12 protein-coding genes are annotated in these 14,747 nt (G+C 73.2%); 6 read left to right on the top strand and 6 right to left on the bottom strand.

Annotation, left to right across the window (positions count from 1 at the left end; all coding sequences use genetic code 11):
- The first annotated feature begins 221 nt into the window (after positions 1–221).
- Positions 222–1,082 (top strand): prolipoprotein diacylglyceryl transferase, encoded by an 861-nt coding sequence (gene lgt / locus AB0G16_RS01925; RefSeq protein WP_362797323.1) that lies wholly within the window; start codon positions 222–224, stop codon positions 1,080–1,082.
- Between the two features lie 142 nt (positions 1,083–1,224).
- Here lgt and AB0G16_RS01930 read toward each other — a convergent pair whose 3' ends face one another.
- The 3 genes from AB0G16_RS01930 to AB0G16_RS01940 form a co-directional block, all read right to left on the bottom strand.
- Positions 1,225–1,794 carry a GNAT family N-acetyltransferase gene (locus AB0G16_RS01930; protein ID WP_362797325.1) on the bottom strand — a complete coding sequence of 190 codons (570 nt, stop codon included), beginning with the start codon at positions 1,792–1,794 and terminating at the stop codon, positions 1,225–1,227.
- Complete coding sequence (locus tag AB0G16_RS01935) at positions 1,794–2,378, bottom strand: ABATE domain-containing protein (protein ID WP_362797327.1); 585 nt, start codon at positions 2,376–2,378, stop codon at positions 1,794–1,796. The genes AB0G16_RS01930 and AB0G16_RS01935 overlap by 1 nt, the downstream gene beginning before the upstream one ends.
- Positions 2,379–2,912: 534 nt before the next feature.
- Positions 2,913–3,533, bottom strand: coding sequence for an L-threonylcarbamoyladenylate synthase (locus tag AB0G16_RS01940; protein WP_362797329.1), 621 nt, complete (start codon positions 3,531–3,533; stop codon positions 2,913–2,915).
- A gap of 334 nt (positions 3,534–3,867) precedes the next feature.
- On the opposite strand from AB0G16_RS01940, the gene AB0G16_RS01945 reads away from it, so the two are divergent.
- Entirely contained in the window at positions 3,868–4,707 is an 840-nt protein-coding gene (locus AB0G16_RS01945; RefSeq protein WP_362797331.1) for an MOSC N-terminal beta barrel domain-containing protein, read from the top strand.
- A gap of 44 nt (positions 4,708–4,751) precedes the next feature.
- On the opposite strand, the gene AB0G16_RS01950 is transcribed toward AB0G16_RS01945, so the two are convergent.
- Together AB0G16_RS01950 and AB0G16_RS01955 are read right to left on the bottom strand one after the other, a co-directional pair.
- Positions 4,752–6,755, bottom strand: coding sequence for a cellulase family glycosylhydrolase (locus tag AB0G16_RS01950; protein ID WP_362797333.1), 2,004 nt, complete (start codon positions 6,753–6,755; stop codon positions 4,752–4,754).
- 436 nt (positions 6,756–7,191) lie between these two features.
- Positions 7,192–7,959, bottom strand: a complete 768-nt coding sequence (locus AB0G16_RS01955; protein WP_362797335.1) for a pirin family protein — start codon at positions 7,957–7,959, stop codon at positions 7,192–7,194.
- A gap of 113 nt (positions 7,960–8,072) precedes the next feature.
- Here AB0G16_RS01955 and AB0G16_RS01960 point away from each other — a divergent pair, with 113 nt between their 5' ends.
- Entirely contained in the window at positions 8,073–8,540 is a 468-nt protein-coding gene (locus AB0G16_RS01960; RefSeq protein WP_362797337.1) for a MarR family transcriptional regulator, read from the top strand.
- Positions 8,541–8,630: 90 nt separating this feature from the next.
- Here the strand turns inward: AB0G16_RS01960 and AB0G16_RS01965 are convergent, their stop codons facing one another.
- Entirely contained in the window at positions 8,631–9,689 is a 1,059-nt protein-coding gene (locus tag AB0G16_RS01965) for a hypothetical protein (RefSeq protein WP_362797339.1), read from the bottom strand.
- 179 nt (positions 9,690–9,868) lie between these two features.
- Between AB0G16_RS01965 and grpE the strand changes: the two genes are divergently transcribed.
- The 3 genes from grpE to AB0G16_RS01980 form a co-directional block, all read left to right on the top strand.
- Positions 9,869–10,777, top strand: coding sequence for a nucleotide exchange factor GrpE (grpE, locus tag AB0G16_RS01970; RefSeq protein WP_362797341.1), 909 nt, complete (start codon positions 9,869–9,871; stop codon positions 10,775–10,777).
- 22 nt (positions 10,778–10,799) lie between these two features.
- Positions 10,800–12,431, top strand: coding sequence for an Hsp70 family protein (locus AB0G16_RS01975; protein ID WP_362797343.1), 1,632 nt, complete (start codon positions 10,800–10,802; stop codon positions 12,429–12,431).
- Positions 12,432–12,490: 59 nt separating this feature from the next.
- Positions 12,491–14,747, top strand: a 2,257-nt coding sequence (locus AB0G16_RS01980; RefSeq protein ID WP_362797345.1) for a hypothetical protein, incomplete at its 3' end; no start/stop codon positions are given.

Genomic DNA, 14,747 nt, shown 5'->3' on the forward strand with positions numbered 1-14,747 from the left:
GTGGCGTACGCACGGCGCTCGACCTCACACGAGGGCTGTGGGGAAACGACTCTGAGCCGGGTGCGCGAACGGTGAGACCTCTTACCCGACCCGCGGCCGTGGACTTCGAGTCGGTGAACAGGAGCGTTTGTCGTACGCCTGCCGTCAGGGCGGTGAAAATCCGCGAAGTATGCACTTCGGTGGAATGTGTGATCGCGGCGGACTGCACTAGATTGCCTGCCATGATGCTCGCCGGCATTCCCAGTCCCTCCGAAGGGGTCTGGTATCTGGGGCCGTTGCCCATCCGCGGTTACACGCTCTGCATCATGCTCGGGGTCGTGGTGGCCGTCGCCGTCGCCGATCGCCGCTGGCGGAATCGCGGCGGGGCGCCGGGGACCATGATGGACCTGGCGACGTGGGGGATCCCGTTCGGTCTCGTGGGGGCGCGGCTGTACCACGTCATCACCGACTGGCAGTTGTACTTCGGGGCCGACGCCCCCCACCGGCCGATCGACGCGATCCTGATCTGGAGCGACTCGGGACCCGGCTGGCGCGGGCTGAGCATCTGGGGCGCCGTCGCCCTGGGCGGGGTCGGCGTGTGGATCGCCTGCCGTCGCCGGGGCATCGCCCTGAGCGCGGTCGCCGACACCGTGGCCCCGGCCGTCGCCGTCGGTCAGGCCATCGGCCGGTGGTGCAACTACTTCAACCAGGAGCTGTTCGGCGGCCCCACCGACCTGCCCTGGGGGCTGGAGATCGACGCGGGCCGTCCTGGGACCGTGCCGGGCGTCGCCACGTACCACCCCACGTTCCTCTACGAGTCGCTGTGGAACCTGGCGCTGGCGCTGGCGCTGATCTGGATCGGCGGTCGTTTCGCCCTGCGGCACGGGCGGCTCTTCGCCCTGTACGTGGCGGGCTACACCGCGGGCCGGTTCTGGATCGAGGGCCTGCGCGTCGACCCGGCCAACGAGATCCTCGGGCTGCGGCTGAACCAGTGGACGTCGATCGCCCTGTTCCTGGGCGCGCTGGCCTACGTCCACCTGACCCGGAACAGGAGGTCCCCAGAGCCTCTGGGCGACGAACGGGTTCCCGTCGAGGTGAGGTGACCGAGTGGACGGACGCCGCGGCCGCCTTGCGGGGGAACGGGCCTCCGGCGCCGCCGCGGCGACCGCCGAGGCGCGTGGGCGCGCGAGGAGGGGAAGGCCTCCGAAGCCTCCCGGGGGCGTTCGGAGGCCGGCGGACCTCCCGTCAGGGGCCGACCCGGTCGCGGTCCCGGTCCGGTCGCGCCGACCGGTCGATCCGGTACACGTAGTGGGCGCGGTCGTCGATCGGGTTGTCCGGCTCCAGGTCGCCTTCCGCGACCCGGCGCAGCCCGGCCTTCTCCAGTGCCCTCCAGGACGCGCGGTTGGCCGTTGACACGGGAACCAGGACACAGGTGGCGGCCGGGATCTCCGTCCAGGTCCGCTCGACGATGTCGCGGATCATTCTCGGCCCGAGGCCGCGCCCGACCTGCTCCGGATCGCCGATCAGGTAGTCGATGCTCATCGCACCCTCGGGAACGGTGAGGAGGGGCGCCAGCTCGGCCACGTACTCGGGGTAGTCGGCCAGCATCGTCCGCTGGACCAGGCCGAGCGGCCGGCCGTCGAGGAGAGCGAGCAGGTCCTCGGACGGCTCCTCTCCCCTGGCGACGGGGCCGAAGTCACGTGCCACCGCCTCCGCCGAGGTCTCGTGATTCCACCACCGGGCCACGTGCGGCTGCTCCAGCCACTCCCTCAGCAGTGGGAAGTCCCGCTCGTCGAGCCGACGCCATGTGATCATCAGGACGCTCCGGAGGTGGTGAGGTGCCGACGGTGGTACCGGGCCTGCCGGTCCCTGTGGCCGCAGGAGGGATGGCACCAGCGGCGACGCGGGTGGCTCTTCATGAAGATCAGCGAGCAGCCGGGGCCCTGGCATCGCCGTACCTTCCCCGCCTCGGGTCCGGTCAGCAGCTCGATGCAGCAGGTGGCGATCCGGCCGAGCACCGCGGTACCGCCGACGGTGGTGTCGCGCCACCGCGAGACCGGCCCCCCGGCACCGGTCCAGTCGAGCCGCAGATGGGTCGGCGCCGCCGCCGCGAAGCCGTTGAGCCGTTCGACCGACGCCTCGTCGGGTGTTCGCTCGTCGACGGCCGCGGAGAGCAGGGAGTGCACGCAGTCGCGCAGCGTCCGGACGCGCTCGGCGTCACGTCCCATCGCGGCCGGAGCCGTCACCCCGTGTTCCGCGGAGACCGATGCGAACCACTCGTCGATCCGTCGGGCGGTCCGCAGGAAGTCGATCCGTTCCTCCCCGCTGCCGTAGAGCGTGTTGGCCAGCTCCACCGCGAGAGGCTCCGTGCCGAGGATCGGCAACTCCGTACCAGGCATGAGGCTGACGGTAGCAGTGCCGCCCATCCGTCAGCATCTATGTATTCGCGGTGATCCCCGCCGCCGGCTCAGGCGGCACCGCCACGGCTCCGGCGTGACCGTTGCCGGTCTGACGTCGCGCGGCTCCGACGCGTCGGATCGTCGGCCCCGGCCCCGGTCGCGACCGCTGTGCCGGGGTGAGGCGGGGTCGAAAAGGAGGTGCGTGGACGCACGTCCTGGGGCACGATCGGGAACCGGCTCGTCCACGCCTGTCTCAGGGGGTCCCATGACCGGTCCTGCCGCGGATCCCGACGAGGTGGAGGTCCCGTTGACCGGTGGTGGCCGCACGGCGGTCAGCCGGCGGGGCCGGACGGTGTTCCGGAAGGCCGGTCCCTGGTCGAGGAGTGTCCACGCCCTGCTGAGACACCTGGAAGAGGTCGGCTTCACCGGGGCGCCGCGGGTGGTGGGAACCGGGTTCGACGATTCGGGCCGGGAGACGTCGCCGTCTCGGAGTGAGACCGGTCGAAAGAGCGACGGGGCTCCGCCACCGGACGCCTACTCGAAGAGGGACGGGTCCCCGGTGCCGCGGCGGAGGATCTCGGGCTCGTCCTGCGAGAGGTCGACGACCGTCGTCGGGGTGGCGCCGCACTCGCCGGAGTCGATGACGGCGTCCACCACGTGGTCGAGCCTCTCCTTGATGTCCCAGCCCTGGGTCAGCGGCTCGGTCTCGTCGGGCAGCAGCAGGGTGCTCGACACCAGCGGTTCACCGAGCTCGGCCAGCAGCGCCTGCGTGACGACGTGATCGGGGATCCGGACGCCGACCGTCTTCTTGCGGGGATGCAGCAACCGCCGCGGCACCTCCTTGGTCGCGGGCAGGATGAACGTGTACCCGCCGGGGGTCGCCGCCTTGACCGAGCGGAACAGCGCGTTGCTCACATGAACGAACCTGCCGAACTGCGCGAAGTCCCGGCAGATCAGGGTGAAGTGGTGGTCGCCGCCGAGGTCGCGGATCTCCCTGATCCGGTCGATGCCCTCCCTGCTGCCCAGCTGGCAGCCCAGCGCGTACCCCGAGTCCGTGGGGTACGCGATCAACCCGTCCGCGCGCAGAAGGTCGACCACCTGGCCGATCAGCCGCGGCTGGGGACTGTCGGGATGCACGTCGAAGTACTTGGCCACACCCAGAGCTTAGAAGCGAACGCTCCCGCGCATGACACCCGGCCCGCCGAGGCGGTCCGCGCGCGCCGGATCGCTCCCCTCGGCGGCGGGTGAGGAGAGGGCACGCCGCCGGCGCCGGCCCGGAGAACCCCGAGGTCGCGTCGCCGGCAACGGCCCCGCAAGGCCGCGGAGCCACGCCGCGGGCGACGGTCCGGCAGGACCACGGAGCCACGCCGCCGGGAACCGGTCGCCGAACCTCACATATTCATGTCAGATACGGCCGTCGTCTCTGGTGCGCCGTCCGGTGTCCGCCGTAGGGTCGCGGCGTGCGGGCGACACGACGGCGGGAGAGACGATGACGGCGACGATAGGCGAGCTGATCTCGTATCCGATCAAAGGTTGCGCGGGGACGGCGCTGAGCGAGACGCGGCTGACCCGCGCGGGACTGGCCCACGACCGCGCCTTCATGGTGATCGACACCGACGGGCTGTTCCGCAGCCAGCGCCAGGACCCCCGGCTGGCGCTGATCCGGCCGGTCGTCGACGCCGGCGGTGAGAAGCTCGCCCTCCACGCCCCCGGGTTCGAGGACACGCGCATCACGATCGACCTGGACTCCCCCCGCCGGGAGGTGGAACTGTTCGGCAGGGGCTACCGGGGGATCGACCAGGGCGAGGTGGCCGCCGAGTGGGTGTCGTCGGTGCTCGGCTCACGGAGCCGGCTGGTGCGGGTGCCGCCGGAGCACGACCGCGTCACCGACGGCCGGACGCCCGGAACGTCCGGTTACGCCGACAGCGACGCCGTGCACGTCCTCTCCCGGGCCACGCTGGACGACCTGAACCGGCGCGTGAGCGGGCCCCCGGTGCCGATGTCCAGGTTCCGGCCGAACATCGTGGTCGACGGATGGGACGAGCCTCACGTGGAGGACCGCGTCCACCGTCTCGTCGCCGGCGACGTGGAGCTCGGGTACGCCAAGCTCGCGATCCGCTGCGCCGTCACGCTGGTCGACCAGCGGAGCGGCGAAGGGGCCGGCCCGGAGCCGCTCCGGACCCTGGCCACCTATCGCCGTGCCGCCAGGGGCGGCGTGGCGTTCGGCATCAAGTTCGCGGTCCTGCGTCCGGGCGTACTCGCCGTCGGCGACGTGCTGACCGTTCCGGCCTGGTCCGAGCCGCAGCTTCACGAGCCACGACCCGCCTGACCGTCCCGCCCGTCCCGGTTCGGCCCGCCCCGGCCGGGCCGCGATCAGGACGGGAAGCGCTGCCCCTTCCAGGCGGCCAGTTCGGCCGCGGCGGCCGTGAGCTGGGCGGGGGTGACGGCGGGGCCGGTGGCCGCGCCGACGACCAGGGCCGCGTGCACGGTGCCCGGTGCCGCGCCGGACGGCCTCAGCAGCAGGCGGTGGGCGGCCGACGACCCGGTCTCGGTCGCGATCGCCGCCGGCCCCGAGGCGGGCAGGCCCACACGGGTGGCGACGTCACCGACCACGACGGTGGTCGCGGCGGTGAGGGACGCCGGCAGGTGCAGCTCGGTCGGGACGCCGGGGGCCGTGGCGGGCTCGCGCCAGACCAGGACGCCGAACCGCCGGTCCCTGACCAGCGCGGCGACGTTCGGCATGGAGGCCGGGACGGTCAGCCAGGCACGCTGCTGCCCGGCGCCGCCGTGGCCGGACCGCGCGAGGTCCTCGTAGGTGAAGGCCAGCACGTCGCCGGCGACCGCGGAGGGGTAGAGGCGGTCCAGCACCGCCCGGTCCAGCCGGGTGGTGGTCAGGGCGCCCGAGGAGTCCGCGGCGACCACGGAGAAGTCCTCGTCGTTCCAGGCGTCGCCCTCGGTCCGTACCTTGGCGGGGTTGCGGTTCATCGGCTCGCGGTGCCGTCCGCTGTAGACGTCCCAGTGCCACTGGGTGGAGGAGAGCACCTCTCCCCCGGCGGGGGCGTCGGCCCACCAGTTCCTGCCCGGGACCCCGGAGTCCATGGCCTGGTACATGGCCCGGACCATCCACGGGGTGCGGTCGCTGCCGTTGCCCGACAGCCTGTGGCCGAACTCCGAGACGAAGGGCGCGGTGGCCAGCGTGCGGGCCCGGCCGCGGATCTCGTTCATCGCCGCGCCGTACACCCCGTCGGAGGCCGGTGACGGGTCGATCGTCATGCGGGCGCCGTCGTAGAAGTGGCTGTTGAAGACGTACCGGGTGCCGAGGGCGCCGACCGTGGTGAACCCGCCCTCCTCGAAGAAACCGGTGTTCCAGAAGACCAGGGGTTCGACGAAGGCGGGCTTGGCGGCCCAGCCGGAGGCGTCCATGGCGGCGCGGAAGCGCTGGTAGAACGGCATCAGGTAGGTCTTCTCCCACTCCACGCCGCTCCTGCCGTCCAGCCCCCCGTCGTAGGGCTCGTTGAAGGGGTCGAACCCGATGACGGAGGCGAACTCCGCGTCCGTCAGCCGCTGCCTGATGTGGGTCATGGCGGCCGCCGCCTGCCGCAGGAAGGCCTCCTGGACACCGACCTCGCCCTCGGCCGTGCTGATGCGCCGGTCCCGCCAGAAGTCGTGGGCGGCCCGGCGGACGGCCTCGTTGTTCTGCATGTTCTGCCCCCACAGCAGGCAGATGCCGCACGACTCCCTGGGGTAGTTCCCGCCCCTGATCACCCATTCGGGCGCGCCGTCGCCGGTGTACCAGCTTCCCTGGTTGAACAGGTACGAGGAGTAGAGGTCCTGGTGGTAGTCGAGCAGGACGCGGATGCCCCGGCCGGTGAACGCGCGGATCTGCTCGACCGCCCTGTCGAGGTAGGCGCGGTCGACGGTGGAGGGGGACGGTTGCACGCCCTCCCAGCTGATGAGGAAGCGGATCACGTTCGCGCCGGTGAGGTCGCGCATGGCCTGGGCCGAGCGCGCGGCGTCGGCGGTGCTGCGGAACGGCAGCAGCGAGTTCTCGTACAGCTTGGTGCTGCCGGACACGTTGAACCCGCGCAGCGTCACCTCCCGGCCGTCGCCGTCGCGGAAGACCCAGCTCTGCCGCTTGGCCGCGACGGCCAGCGAGGACGGGGCCGCGGTCGAGGTCGAGGTCGCCGTGGCGTCCGCGGCCGAGGTCGTGCTCCCGGTCGCCGTGATGTCCGCGGTCGTGTTCCCGGTCGCCGCCGTGTCCGCGGCCGCGGGGGTGTGGGACGCGCCGCCCACCGGCGTGAACGCCAGGGTGAGGGCCAGGACGGGGGCCAGGACGGGGGCGGCCAGGCGCACCGCGCGGGACGAGGCTGCTCGCATGCACGGACGGTAGCCCCCCGCCGGCGTCCCTGTCCGTACGCGATCCGCTAGAACCGTCTCCCGTTCTTGTCCGCCGCGCGCGTCCGCCGCGCGTGAGCGTCCCGCCGAGGCCGCGGACCGAGCCCCTGGACCGGGCCCTCCGGCTCAGGTCGTGGATCGGGTCTCCGGGCCCGCGCCCCGGACGACCGGTCTCGCCCCGCGCGATCGCGCGGGGCGCCGGAAACGGCGGGACGGCGGACATCGGGGACAGGCGGCGAGAAAGGCGGCGTGTCATCATCGGCGCCTTTGACGGCGGTGAAGGCGCGCCATTCGGCCGGCCCGCGACGACCTCACACCGAACTTCTACCGACAAATTAACCATTGCACCTTAAATAGACCCATAAAGCCTTTCAAGGCTTCCGGAAACGGCATCCCGCCGGGTCCGCGCACCGGTGGCTCAGGCGGCGACGGTGGCGTGCATCTCCCACACCAGGATCTCGGCGGCCTCGGTGGCGGTGACCTTCTGGCCGCCGGTGGCGGTGAGGCGCACCGCGTCGCCGGTGCCCAGCTCCCCCGCGCCCTCGAGGACGACGGCTCCCCGGGGCACGAACAGGTGCAGGAACGGCGCCTCGGGCAGCCGTACGCCCTGCCCCGCCTCCAGGCGGGCGGCGTACAGCGCGGCGTGACGGTTGTTGATGCGGATGGCGGCGGCGCCGTCGTGCCGGGGCATGCCGGAGGCCACCGGGACCAGCCCGCCGGACAGGAGCTCGCCCTCGATCTCCAGTTGCTCGTACCCGGGGGCGATCCCGGCCTCGTCGGGCACGACCCACATCTGCACGAAGTGCACCGGCTCGTCGTGGACGTCGCCCGCGAGCCGCCAGGAGTCGTTCTTCTCCGAGTGCAGGATGCCGGTGCCGGCGCTCATCCGCTGGGCCAGGCCGGGGTAGATGACGCCGTTGTGGCCCTCGGAGTCCTGGTGGACCAGGGAGCCCCGCAGCACCCAGGTGACGATCTCCATGTCCCGGTGCGGATGGGTCTCGAAGCCGGCACCGGGCCGTACGACGTCGTCGTTGTTGACCAGGAGCAGCCCGTGGTGGGTGTTGGCCGGGTCGTGGTGGCGGCCGAAGGAGAACGAGTGCTTGGAGTCCAGCCAGGAGATCTTCGTGGCGGCCCGTTCGGCGGCGCGGCGGACGTCGACGCGGGGAGCGAGGGACGAGATGGTCATGCCGGTTCCTCCCGATCAGAAGATGACGTGTCATGCACCCCCTCCAACATGGATGACGCGTCATTCATTCCTCGCCCCGATGACATGTCATGTAGATCGCGTAAGGTGGGCCCATGACCGTCCCCCGATGGCTGGACGACGACCAGCAGCGCGCCTGGCGCTCCTACCTGCGCATGCAGTCACGGCTCGGCGCCGAGCTGAACCGGCGGCTGCAGGCGGCCTCCGGCCTGTCCCTGGCCGACTACGACGTGCTGGTCCACCTCACCGACGCCCCCGAGGGACGCCTGCGCCCGTACGAGCTGCAACGCGCGCTGGAGTGGGAGCAGAGCCGCCTGTCGCATCATCTGAGCCGGATGCAGCGCCGGGGCCTGGTCGAGCGCCGGGAGTGCGCCGAGGACGGCCGGGGCGCCTTCGTCGTTCTCACCGAGGCCGGCCGTCGGGCGATCACCGCCGCCGCCCCCGGCCACGTCCAGGCCGTCCGGGAGCTGTTCGTCGACGCCCTCGGTCCCGGCCAGGTGGAGACGCTGGGGCGCCTGTCGGCCCGGGTCCTGGCCCGGCTCGACGCCGCCGCCGGCGGGTAGGGGACGACCTCAGCGCCGCCGGGTGGACGGCGGCCTCGGGCCACCGCCGGGCAGAGGACGGCCTCACGTCCCACCGGGCAGAGGACGGCCTCACGTCCCGCCGAAGTGGCGGATGATGACCCCGGCGTCCCGGGGGCTGTGCGTGACGAGGTGCAGGTCCCAGTCGCGGCGGGCCCGGTCGTCGAGCTCTCCCTCGACCGCGGCCCACAGCCAGCTCAGGCTCTCGGCCGGGTCCAGGCCACCGCGACCGGCTCCGAAGAGGGGCAGGGCGATCGACCGCAGCGGCGGCCGGAAGCGCGGGCGTTCCCGCTCGGCCAGGCGGAAGACGTTGCCGACCGCACGGGCCATGGCCTCGGTGGAGAAGGTGTACTCGGTCCCGTCGGCGCTGGGGACGGCCACCGCCGCGTGGTAGACGCGGCGCACCCCCGACCTGCCGAGCCTGCCCGGCCCGGTCGCGACCACGGTGCCGGGGGCCACGGGCAGTCCGGGCCTGCCGTGGGCGCGCATCCACTGCGCGAGCTCGCGCTGGACGACGTCGTCCACGAGCTCGCCCGACTCCGTCCTCTCGGCGCAGGCGCGGCGCAGCGCGGCCGACAGCGACCTGCGGAAGATCTTGGACGCCTCGAGGTAGACGTTCTCCGAGGAGACGATCACGTCGACCCCAGTGATCATCTCCACCGGCATGAAGTCCAGCGTGACCGGGCCGAGCGGCACGACGGCGGGACCGTCCGGCAGGTGGGCCGGGCGGACCGCCCCGGCGGCCAGGCAGAGCCGCAGGATCGCCTCGGCGATCTCGTCCGCGATGAGCTGCTCGTGGTGCTTGCGGAAGCGTTCGGTGCTGACCCCGTAGACCGAGGCGGCCCTCTTGCGGCGCTCGCCGACCGGCCAGTCCCGGGTGCCGGGCACCAGCCCGAACGTGTGCTCGGCGGAAGCGGTGAGGTTGCCCCCTCCCAGCGCGGCGACCGCCCTGCGCAGGAGCTCCTCCACGGCCGCGGGACGGTACGCCTCGGAAACGCCCGGGGCCGGCAGGACGCACAGGGCGGCCGCCACGTCGAGGGCGGGCAGTGGCGTGTCCCGCAGCCTCGTCAGCCCTCGTTCGCGCAGCGATCTGAGATCCGCGACGAGCTCCTCATGGGCCGGTGGTTGCATGACTCCAGTGTGGACGGAATATGGCTGTCATCCGGTCGTATTCAGGTCAATAGAGGCGTTCTTCATGAACATACCGGGATTCTGCTGTTCAATGTGTTACCCATCACACATCGGCTTTCCGCCGGTAACAAGGCCGTACTGGCAAGCGGTATTTCGGATGACGCCACCGAAGGAGAGCCATGAACGGTGAGGGGCCCGCGCACGCGGGGGTGGGCGGGGACGACGCGGGTGGGCCGTGGGCCGATCCGGCACCGCCGGTCGCTCCCGGATCGACCGACCGGGGGCCGGCCGATCCGGGAGCGGCCGGCCCGGAGGCGACCGGTCCGGGAGCCGGCGGAACGAACGCCGGCGGCCCGGGAGCCGGGAACGCGGGCACGGCCGAACCGGGAGCCGCCGGGCCGGGAACCGTGAACCCGGGAACCGTGAACCCGGGAACGGCGGACCCGGGAACGGCGGTCCCCGGAGCGGCCGAGCGGCTGGCGGCCATCGAGAGCGCCGTCGCCGAGTTCAACCGCAGATCGGCGCACCGCGAGACCGTGATCGACCGCCTGCACGAGGAGAACCAGGCGCTGCGCGGCGGCCTGTACCGCACCATCCTGGAGCCGGTCGTCGCCGACCTGATCCGGATGCACGACGCGCTGCTCCGCGAGGTCACCCGCCTGACCGGCGACGGGGGCGAGAAAAGCGCGAAGGACGGCGAAGGCGAGGCGGCGGACACGGCGAGCGCGGCGAACGCGGCGAACGCGGCCCACGGCAGGCTGCTGGCGAGCTTCGCCGACGACACTCTGCTGATGCTGGAGCGGTGCGGGCTGGAGGAGTTCACGGCGCGTCCGGGAGAGCCGTTCGACGCGGGCCGGCACACCGCCGTGTCGGTCGTGCCGGTGACGGACGAGGCCCTCGACAACACGGTCGCCGAGGTGGTGGCGATCGGCTTCGTGGAGCGGGAGACGGGCCGGGTCCGGCGTCCCGTACGGGCCAGGTTCCACCGGTACCGCCGCGCCGACGACCGGGACCACGGCGGGGACCACGACCGGGACCGGGGCCGCACGGGCGTGCCCGACGGACGCGACCCGGCGGACATGACCTGACAGACCAAGGGGATCACCACATATGGCAGCGCACAACCCGACGTACGGAATCGACCTCGGCACCACCTACTCCTGCATCGCCTACATCGACGACACCGGCCGGCCGGTCGTCGCCAAGAACGCCATCGGCCAGGAGACCACCCCCTCGGTGGTCTACATGGAGACGGCCGACCACGTCGTGGTCGGACAGGACGCCAAGAGCTCGGCCAAGCTCTACCCCGACCTGGTGGTGTCGCTGATCAAGCGGCAGATGGGGCAGAAGTGCGACCTGACCTTCCACGGCACCGAGCACACCCCCGAGTCGATCTCCGCGCTCATCCTGAAGGAGGTGGCGCGGTCCGCCGCCGAGCACACCCACGAGGAGGTGCGCGACGTCGTCATCACCGTGCCCGCCTACTTCGGCGTGGCCGAGCGCGAGGCCACCCGCAACGCCGGGGAGATCGCCGGGCTCAACGTGCTCAACCTGATCCCCGAGCCGGTGGCGGCCGCGCTGCACTACGAGACGCTCTCTGCCGAGGGGTCCTCCACGATCCTGGTGTACGACCTGGGCGGCGGCACCTTCGACACCACGGTCATCCGGCTGGAGGGCGACGACGTGCGCGTCCTGCACACCGACGGGGACCACCGGCTCGGGGGCGCCGACTGGGACGAGCGCGTCGCCGGCCACCTGCTGGAGTCCTTCCTGGCCGAGAACCCGGGCTCGTCCGCGGCCGAGAGCGAGGACTTCCTGCAGGAGCTGGCGATCGCCGCCGAGGACATGAAGAAGGGGCTCAGCTCGGCCATGTCGCGGCGCTACAACATGCGCTTCGACGGCGGCACCGCCCGGGTGGAACTGACGCGCGAGCAGTTCGAGGCCCTCACCGAGGACCTGCTCGCCCGCACTTTCGAGATCACCAGGCGTACCGTGGACGCCGTCGCCGCGCAGGGCGTCGACCGCTTCGACGACGTCCTGCTGGTGGGCGGCTCGGTGCGGATGCCCGCGGTGGCCGAGGGGCTGCGGCAGCGCTTCGGGTTCGACCCCAAGCTGCACGACCCCGACCTGGCGGTGGCCAAGGGCGCGGCCAGGTTCGCGCTGATCGAGGCGGTCAAGGTACGCCTGCCCGGCGAGGCCGACGCCGCCTCGGACGCCGAGGTGGAGCGCGCCGTCGAGCAGGCCGCCGACCAGCTCGGGCTGGAGCCGGAGAAGGTGCGGATGCTGGCGGGACGCCGGGTGACGACCGTCGTCCCCCGCGCGTTCGGCGTCAAGGTCGTCGACTTCACCGACGACGGCAAGGAGGTCTTCTCGGTCAGCCACGTCCTCAAGGCCAACACCGCCCTGCCCGCCGAGCCGGTCTCCGAACGGTTCGTCACCGCGTACGAGAACCAGACCGAGATCGGTATCGAGATCTGGGAGCAGGCCGGGGCGGTCGAGTCGGCCGGCCTGGCCGACAACGCCAGGATCGGCGAGGGGACCATCACCGGCCTCCCCCGGATCCGCAAGGGCTCGCCCATCGACATCAGCTTCGCCATGGACGAGCTCGGCACGCTCACGGTCCACGCCGTCGAGCTGCAGACGCACAAGGAGCTGCGCATCGAGGTGCGCATCCAGGGCCTCTCGGAGTCGCAGGTCGAGCAGGCCAGGCAGGCGGTCGCCAGGTACGCGGTCTCCCAGTGACCGCGGCGACCGGCTGACCTCGAGAAACGGCTGACCGCGAGAATCGGCGAGGAAGATCCGTGCTGGACAAGGATGCCTACCGTCGTGGCGTGCTCGACCCGGCTCGCGCCCGGGGCGGCACGCCACCGGCCGACCTGCTGGCCCGCTACGCCCTGCGCTCCTCCGAGGCGCTGCGGGGCGAGCCGTTCGAGAGGCACCTGGAGGAGGTCGTCGCGTACTGGCGGACGCTCAGGCAGCAGAAGAGGAGCTACGCCAAGCTCGTCGACGCCCTGATGGTCGCGCACGGGGACCTGGCGCGGGCGGGCACGCTCACGTGGGACGGCCTGAACGAGGAGACCACGCGCCAGGTGGCCGCCGCCACCGCCAGGGTGACCGGCACGGTCGCCGCGCTCGCCGGGACGAGCACCCTCATCGGCCGCGCCACGCTCGACCACCTCGTGGCCGAGACCTCGGGCGCCTGCACGGAGGCCGACGTACGCCGCATCCTGGCCCGGCACGGCGTGGAGGTCGTCGAGCGGCCGTGGAAGCTGCCCGACGTGGCGCCCCCGGCGTACCGGACGCTGCGCCCGGCCCTGTCCCTGCTCGGGATGCGGCTGTCGGTCGAGGTCGTGGTCGGCACCGACGTCGTACGCCGCGGGTTCCGGCTGCGCGACGGGTTCCGCCTGACCACCGCGAGCCCGCTGACCGGGGAGCCGGACCGGGGGACGGGCGGGAGGCTGACCGGGGAGGCGATCGCCACGGTGGTCCGCGACGCGGCGGGGCGGGCCAGGGACGAGCGCAAGACCGCGATCGACGGCGTGCTGGCGACGCTGGCCGAGGCGGCGCGGGAACCGGGCCGGCTGGACACCCTGCTGCTCTGGGAGGTGGTGGAGATCCTGCGGCCCGAGGCCGCCGCCGGGATGCCGCCGAAGGTGCTCACCGCGCTGGCCACCGGGCTCGGGCTGGTCGAGGAGGAGGCCGGGGAGCTGGCGCTCGCCGTGGCCGCCCACGACGTCCGCGCGCCCGGCGTGGAGAGCCTGGTCCAGGAGGCGCTCCAGGAGGGCAGGCTGCGGGCCGCCGAGCGGCTGCTGCCCGGCCTGCCCGCCGGAGCGCCGCCGGAGCTGCGCGCCCGGATCGAGGAGCGGGTCCGGCAGGTCGCCGCGTGGGGCGAGCAGGCCGGCCGGGAGATCACGGCGGGCCGTCCGGAGGCCGCGGCCGAGCTGCTGGACCGGGCCTGGCGGATCGCGGCCGACGACGAGACGATCGGCGACCGGCTGCGCGCGCTGCCGCCGCCCCCGCCCGGCGAGGTGCGCGTCGGCGCCGGGGAGGGCCACGTCACGGTCGCGTGGACACCGGGACCGGCGCGGGTCGGCCCGGTCCGCCACCGCGTGGTGCGCACGGTCGGGGCGCCCGCGAGGGGGGCCGCCGACGGGGTCGTGATCGGCGAGACCGACTCCAACGAGCTCGTGGACGAGGCCCCGCCGGCCGCCGAGGACCTCTACTACTGCGTGTTCGCCGGGCGGACGGAGGGCATCTGGTCCGCGCCCGCCACGGGCCCCCGGGCGACCGTCCTGCCGGAGGTCGTCGCCGTGCGGGTCGTGTCGGCGGAGCGGGAGGTCACCGCGACCTGGCGGTTGCCCCGGGGTGCCGTCGACGCCGTGGTGACCCGTCTCGACCGGCGCGACGGGCCCGCCGTGCGGACCGAGCGGAGCGGGTTCGCCGACACGGACGTGGTCCCCGGGCGGACGTACCGCTACCGGGTGCAGGCGGCGTACGAGCGCTCCGACGGCACCCGCAGGCTCTCGCGGGGTGTCGTCGTCGGCGGGTCCCCCGAGTCCCCGCCGCAGGCCGTGCGGGACCTGTCGGTCGAGTCCGCGGGCGGCGACCCGCCGGCCGCCAGGATCACCTGGACCCCGCCGGCCGCCGGGCGGGTGGTGATCAGGACCTCGGACGTGCCGCCGCCCTGGCCCGCCGGGACGTCGCTCCCGGAACGGGACGTGGAGCGGTACGGGCGGCCGGTGGCCGGGGTCGCCGTACCGGGGGCCGGGGGCCGGATGACGCTGACCGCGGCGGCGGCCCCGGCACGGGGCGGGGCGGGCACGGCGGGTGGCGCGGCGGACCCGGCGCCGGGCGGCGGCTACTTCGTCGCCGTGAGCGTGGGCGCGGGCAGGGCGGTGGTGGGCGCGTCCGCGCGGCTCGTCGTGGTGGACCCGGTACGGGAGCTGACCGCCCACCGGCTGGGCGACACGATGGTGCTGAGCTGGATCTGGCCGCCCGGCGCGCAGCTCGTGGAGGTCACCTGGGCTCCGGGCGGCACCGCCCCCGGACGGGCCGGCG

It is taken from the genome of Streptosporangium sp. NPDC023615 (assembly GCF_040640155.1).
GTDB lineage: Bacteria > Actinomycetota > Actinomycetes > Streptosporangiales > Streptosporangiaceae > Streptosporangium.

What these genes read in the sequence shown, in the direction of transcription:
- AB0G16_RS01960 (WP_362797337.1), top strand. Translation starts at nt 8,073, where the DNA reads ATGACCGTCCCCCGATGGCTGGACGACGACCAGCAGCGCGCCTGGCGC.
- AB0G16_RS01950 (WP_362797333.1), bottom strand. Translation starts at nt 6,755, where the DNA reads ATGCGAGCAGCCTCGTCCCGCGCGGTGCGCCTGGCCGCCCCCGTCCTG.
- lgt (WP_362797323.1), top strand. Translation starts at nt 222, where the DNA reads ATGATGCTCGCCGGCATTCCCAGTCCCTCCGAAGGGGTCTGGTATCTG.
- grpE (WP_362797341.1), top strand. Translation starts at nt 9,869, where the DNA reads ATGAACGGTGAGGGGCCCGCGCACGCGGGGGTGGGCGGGGACGACGCG.
- AB0G16_RS01945 (WP_362797331.1), top strand. Translation starts at nt 3,868, where the DNA reads ATGACGGCGACGATAGGCGAGCTGATCTCGTATCCGATCAAAGGTTGC.
- AB0G16_RS01965 (WP_362797339.1), bottom strand. Translation starts at nt 9,689, where the DNA reads ATGCAACCACCGGCCCATGAGGAGCTCGTCGCGGATCTCAGATCGCTG.
- AB0G16_RS01930 (WP_362797325.1), bottom strand. Translation starts at nt 1,794, where the DNA reads ATGATCACATGGCGTCGGCTCGACGAGCGGGACTTCCCACTGCTGAGG.
- AB0G16_RS01975 (WP_362797343.1), top strand. Translation starts at nt 10,800, where the DNA reads ATGGCAGCGCACAACCCGACGTACGGAATCGACCTCGGCACCACCTAC.
- AB0G16_RS01955 (WP_362797335.1), bottom strand. Translation starts at nt 7,959, where the DNA reads ATGACCATCTCGTCCCTCGCTCCCCGCGTCGACGTCCGCCGCGCCGCC.
- AB0G16_RS01935 (WP_362797327.1), bottom strand. Translation starts at nt 2,378, where the DNA reads ATGCCTGGTACGGAGTTGCCGATCCTCGGCACGGAGCCTCTCGCGGTG.